Origin of the sequence: Vibrio sp. L85 (assembly GCF_963871815.1) — a bacterium.
Taxonomy (GTDB): Bacteria; Pseudomonadota; Gammaproteobacteria; order Enterobacterales; family Vibrionaceae; genus Vibrio; species Vibrio harveyi.
In genome coordinates, this window is the sequence record NZ_CAWMYL010000185.1 from 1 (window position 1) to 5496 (window position 5496).

At 57.6% G+C, this 5496-nt stretch carries 4 protein-coding genes; all 4 read left to right on the top strand.

Annotated elements, in window-relative coordinates; all coding sequences use genetic code 11:
- Nucleotides 1–428 precede the first annotated feature (428 nt).
- Entirely contained in the window at nucleotides 429–1970 is a 1542-nt protein-coding gene (locus AACR11_RS19640; protein ID WP_000050481.1) for an IS91-like element ISCR1 family transposase, read from the top strand.
- 502 nt (nucleotides 1971–2472) lie between these two features.
- Nucleotides 2473–4260, top strand: a complete 1788-nt coding sequence (locus AACR11_RS19645) for an ABC transporter ATP-binding protein (protein ID WP_079325030.1) — start codon at nucleotides 2473–2475, stop codon at nucleotides 4258–4260.
- Between the two features lie 82 nt (nucleotides 4261–4342).
- Nucleotides 4343–5116, top strand: coding sequence for an ABC transporter ATP-binding protein (locus AACR11_RS19650; RefSeq protein WP_079325032.1), 774 nt, complete (start codon nucleotides 4343–4345; stop codon nucleotides 5114–5116).
- Nucleotides 5106–5496: ABC transporter substrate-binding protein (locus AACR11_RS19655; RefSeq protein ID WP_145953660.1), on the top strand; the 391-nt coding region annotated here is incomplete at its 3' end. The genes AACR11_RS19650 and AACR11_RS19655, both read left to right, overlap by 11 nt.

A 5496-nucleotide genomic window follows, 5' to 3' on the forward strand; every position in this document is an offset into this window, starting at 1 on the left:
GACCGAGGGTTAGATCATGCCTAGCATTCACCTTCCGGCCGCCCGCTAAATATCTCCTTTTGGGTTGTTAATAAAACATCCAATAAGTTGACTGTGCGTGAAAAAGAAAGTTTTGTGTGATGGCGTTGAAGATCGCACCGTTAAGCTCTTATGTGGGATGGTGCAGAGCTCGACGACTACCGATAAAACGCAACCGCCGCAAACAGACAAGAAAAAGCCCCAACTGATAACAGTTGGGGCTTCAGTATTGTGATTGGTGGAGCAATAGCACCCTGAACCCAAAACCTTCTCGCTCAACCGGTAGTGGCTGATAACAACTCGTGAGGGCTATTGCGGGTTAAGCATTTAGCGATGTCTAGGGCCAGACTGGACGTCTGAACGCAAGCCGCTGATACTGTACATAACCACAGTATCAGCGGAGGATACCCATGTCGCTGGCAAGGAACGCCACGGCGAGTCAATCGCCCACTCAAACAAACGGTTACGAACGCCACCAACCCGACCAGACGCTGCTCTACCAGCTGGTTGAGCAGCACTACCCAGCCTTCAAAGCCTCACTCGAAGCCCAAGGTCAACACCTGCCTCGCTACATCCAACAAGAATTCAACGACCTCCTCCAATGTGGCCGTCTGGAGTATGGTTTCATGCGGGTTCGCTGCGAGGATTGTCATCACGAGCGTCTGGTCGCCTTCAGCTGTAAACGACGCGGCTTTTGCCCTAGCTGCGGTGCCCGCCGGATGGCCGAGAGTGCGGCGCTGCTGATAGACGAAGTCTTCCCCAAGGAGCCCATTCGCCAGTGGGTGCTCAGCTTTCCTTTCCAGCTACGCTTTTTGCTGGCTCGCCATCCCCAGCTGATGGGCCAGGTCTTGAGTATCGTCTATCGTACACTCTCAACTCATCTGATCAAAAAAGCCGGTTACACCAAAGCCTCTGCACAAACTGGCTCAGTGACTCTTATCCAACGCTTTGGCTCCGCGCTAAATCTCAATGTCCACTACCACATGCTGTTTCTCGATGGTGTCTATGCCGAAGATGACTATGGCAAGCAACGCTTCCATCGTGTCAAGGCACCCACTTACGATGAGCTGAATACGCTCGCTCACACCCTCAGCCATCGCATCGCTCGCTGCATGGAAAAGCGTGGGATTTTGGAGCGTGATGCCGAGAATACGTGGTTGACACTGGAAGAGGGCGAAGACGATACGCTGACTCAATTACATGGTGCTTCGGTTACGTATCGCATTGCCGTCGGCCCCCAGCAAGGGCGCAAAGTCTTCACCCTGCAAACCTTGCCAGGGCGTGAGGATAAAGCCGACTCAAGCAGTCGAGTAGCCAACCATGCTGGTTTCTCGCTACACGCCGGTGTGATGGCCGAAGCGCATCAGCGGGATAAGCTTGAGCGCTTGTGTCGCTACATTAGTCGGCCAGCGGTTTCAGAAAAACGTCTGGCATTAACCGCCAATGGGCAGGTGCGTTACGAGCTCAAAACTCCGTACCGCAATGGCACCACCCATGTGATCTTCGAGCCGCTGGACTTCATCGCCAAACTCGCTGCGTTGGTACCTAAGCCGCGAGTCAACCTCACACGCTTCCACGGCGTCTTTGCACCGAACAGCAAACACCGAGTTCAAGTAACACCCGCCAAGCGGGGCAAGAAGCCCGACAAATCGGAAGGTCTCGATACTAACTGGCGTGACAAGAGTCCTGCAGAGCGCCACCGCGCCATGACCTGGATGCAACGCCTCAAGCGAGTCTTCAATATTGATATTGAAGTCTGCGAACACTGCGGCGGTCACGTCAAAGTGATTGCCAGCATCGAAGATCCGAAGGTCATTGAGCAGATTCTCAAGCATCTGAAACAGAAAACAGCCAAGGCGAATGCCGCCAAGCAGCGTGAGCTGCCACCAGAACGAGCGCCGCCACTGACTCCCAGCCTGTTCGATCCATCACAGAGTCGTCTCTTTGACTGACGACCCCAAATCCAACACTGCTCAACACTGCCAACTTTTAAACGGGGCGGTGGGGCAGTTTGTATCTCTCGAGCTATCAGGCTAGAGATTTTACCGCCAAATCGAACCTTATTAGAGCGGTTTAGGCTGGACCGGCAGTTAAAATTGGGGCTTGAGCGGTAAACGAGTGAGGGAATTTCAGGTAAGATACTTCGGATGAGGAGCAAAAAGGTGGTTTATACTTCCTATACCCCAGCATTCAATTCAAAAAGACAAAAAAAGGGTTTACACAAAGTCCGAGTTTGATAATATGCGCTCCGCACTTGATTGATGTGTTGGGAAAACGTCAGTTAAGCCTTTTCTTGTAAAAGATTAGGAAAACACCCTGGAGGGGTTCCCGAGTGGCATACCCGTGAAAATGATTCTGTTTTAATAAACGCTGGAATCCGCTACCCTTCCGCCTTTTAATCCTGCAGCACGCTCCCCGGCAGGGAGCAACACGCCAGCCAGAAGGATGCGGACCATGCCATCAACCAGCCAGCATACCAGCAGTTTTGCCGCCCTAGGCCGCCTGCTCCGATACGCCCGGGGCTACCGCCGCCGGATTATCGCGGCCGCCACCTGCTCCATCATCAACAAACTGTTCGACATCGCGCCGGAGATCCTGATCGGTGTTGCCATCGACGTGGTCGTCAACAAAGAAGAAAGCTTCGTCGCGGGCCTCGGCTTTGAAACCGCCCAGGAACAGATCACCATTCTGGCCGTACTCACCTTCTTCATCTGGGCCGGCGAATCCCTGTTCGAGTATCTGTACCAGATTCTCTGGCGCAACCTGGCCCAGCGGCTGCAATCTGACCTGCGACAAGACGCCTACGAACACGCCCAGCGCCTCGACATGAGCTTCTTTGAAGCCCGCAGCTCAGGCCAGCTGGTGGCTACGATGAATGACGACGTTAACCAGTTGGAGCGGTTCCTCGACGGTGGCGCCAACGCCATGATTCAGGTGCTGGTCACCGTGGTTGCCGTCGGTGCCGTGTTCTTCGTGCTGTCGCCGCTGATCGCCCTGCTGGCGTTCACCCCGATCCCCCTGATCATCTGGGGCGCTTTTTACTTCCAACGCAAAGCCGGGCCGCTGTACGCCGACGTGCGTGAGAAAGTCGGCGACCTGTCCAGCCGGTTGGCCAACAACCTGGGCGGCATCGCCACCATCAAGAGCTTCACCGCCGAACTTCGTGAAGCCCAGCGCCTTAAAGACGCCAGCGAAGCCTATGTAGACGCCAACCGGCGGGCCATTCGTATCAGCTCGGCGTTCATTCCAGTGATCCGCATGGCCATTCTGGCCGGCTTTCTGGCCACCTTCACCGTGGGCGGCATGATGGCCCTGAACGGCAACCTGAACGTGGGCGCTTATGGCGTGCTGGTGTTCCTGACTCAGCGCTTGCTGTGGCCGCTGACGGGCCTCGCGGAAGTGATTGACCTGTTTGAGCGCGCCATGGCCAGCACCCGGCGCATTCTCGACCTGCTCGCCGAGCCGGTGAACGTGCGGGACGAGGCCGGAAAAGCCCTGCCTGAGCCGGTTCGAGGCGCGGTCGAATTCAGCAACGTCAGTTTCCGCTACCCCAGCAGCGGCGCGGGTATTGAGGGCATCAGCCTGAACGTCCCGGCGGGCAATACCCTGGCCCTGGTGGGCGCCACCGGCTCTGGCAAATCTACACTGATCAAACTGCTCCTGCGCTTCTACGACCCAAGCCACGGCGATATCCGCATCGACGGCCAGCCCATTCGCGAGGTGAGTCTCCAGTCCCTGCGCAATGCCATTGGCCTGGTCAGCCAGGACGTGTACCTGTTTGAAGGCAGCATTCGGGATAACCTGGCCTATGGCAAACCGGACGCCACCGAAGAACAGATTATCGAAGCGGCTCGCACCGCCGAGGCCTGGTCGTTCATCCAGGCCTTGCCAGAAGGGCTGGATACGGCCGTCGGGGAGCGCGGCATCCGCCTGTCTGGCGGTCAGCGCCAGCGGTTGTCCCTGGCCCGCGCCCTGCTGAAAGATCCGCCCATTCTGGTGCTGGACGAGGCCACCAGCGCCGTGGACAACGAAACCGAAGCGGCCATTCAGCGCTCCCTGAAACGCATCGGGCACAATCGCACGGTGATCATGATAGCCCACCGTCTGTCCACCATTGTGGAGGCCGACACCATCGCGGTGGTCGACCAGGGGCAGGTAGTGGAACAGGGCACCCATCAGGCGCTGATCGAAAAAGGTGGCGCCTACGCGGCCCAGTGGCGGGTGCAGACCGGGCAGGCATAATTTGGAAGGCAACCCAACGACAATTCATTGATAGTAATTCGCATTTAGATTATCCTGCCGCTCTCACTTGGGGGGAATCTGAATGCCAGCGTTTTTTGAAGTTCGCGATCTTGCGGTGCGCATCGGCGACACCGACATCCTGCACCGGGTCAATATGACGTTCCAGGAGGGGCAGGTCACCGCTCTGCTCGGCCACAACGGTTCGGGCAAATCGACGCTTCTGAAAACCCTCGCCCGACAGATGACGGCCACCGATGGCGAGGTCGAGTTGCAGTCCCGGGCCAGCCAGAATTTCGGCGCCCGGGAATTTGCCCGCATCGTGGGCTACCTGCCCCAACACCCGCCCGCTACGGATGGGTTGACAGTTCGCGAACTGGTTGCCCTTGGCCGCTACCCCTGGCGCGGCCCGCTGGGGCGCTACACCGACGAAGACCAGCACCTGATCGACCAGGCCATTGCCGATACGGACCTGCGCCCCTTCCAGCATCGATCCGTGGATACTCTGTCTGGCGGCGAGCGTCAGCGAGCCTGGATTGCCATGCTGCTGGCCCAACAAACCCGCTGCCTGCTGCTGGATGAGCCCATCTCAGCGCTGGATGTGAAACACCAGGTCGAAACCCTTCGGCTTGTTCATCAACTGGCCGAGCAACGGGAGCTCACCGTGGTGGTCGTGCTTCACGACGTAGACCTGGCAGCGCGCTTCTGTGATCGACTGGTGGCTCTGAAAGCGGGCCGGGTCGTTGCTGACGGTTCGCCCAAGGACATCATGGACAGCCAGGTGCTGGAAAGCATTTATGGCGTTGGCATGGGCGTGATGGAGCGGGCACCCGGGCAGTGGGTGTCTTATGTTCATTGATACCCGGCGCGCCAGGCGCATCGCAGCTGTCTGTTGGCTGCTGTTTACCTCATCAACCGCCCACGCCGGCTCCTGGCAACACGAGGGCGGCACGCTGACGCTGGATGAACCACCCAAGCGTATTGTGACTCTGAATTGGGCCGCTACCGAATCGCTGTTACTGTTGGACGTAGCGCCTGTTGGCGTCGCTGATCTGACAGGCTATCGCACCTGGGTGAAGGAACCAGCGCTGCCGGAGGGCATCGCCAACGTGGGTACCCGCGTCGCCCCAAGCCTGGAAGCTATTGCCGAGCTGAAGCCCGATTTGATCGTCACCAGCTCGGAAATGGCTCTAATAAGCCCTACACAAATTGGGAGATATATCATGAAAGGCTGGCTTT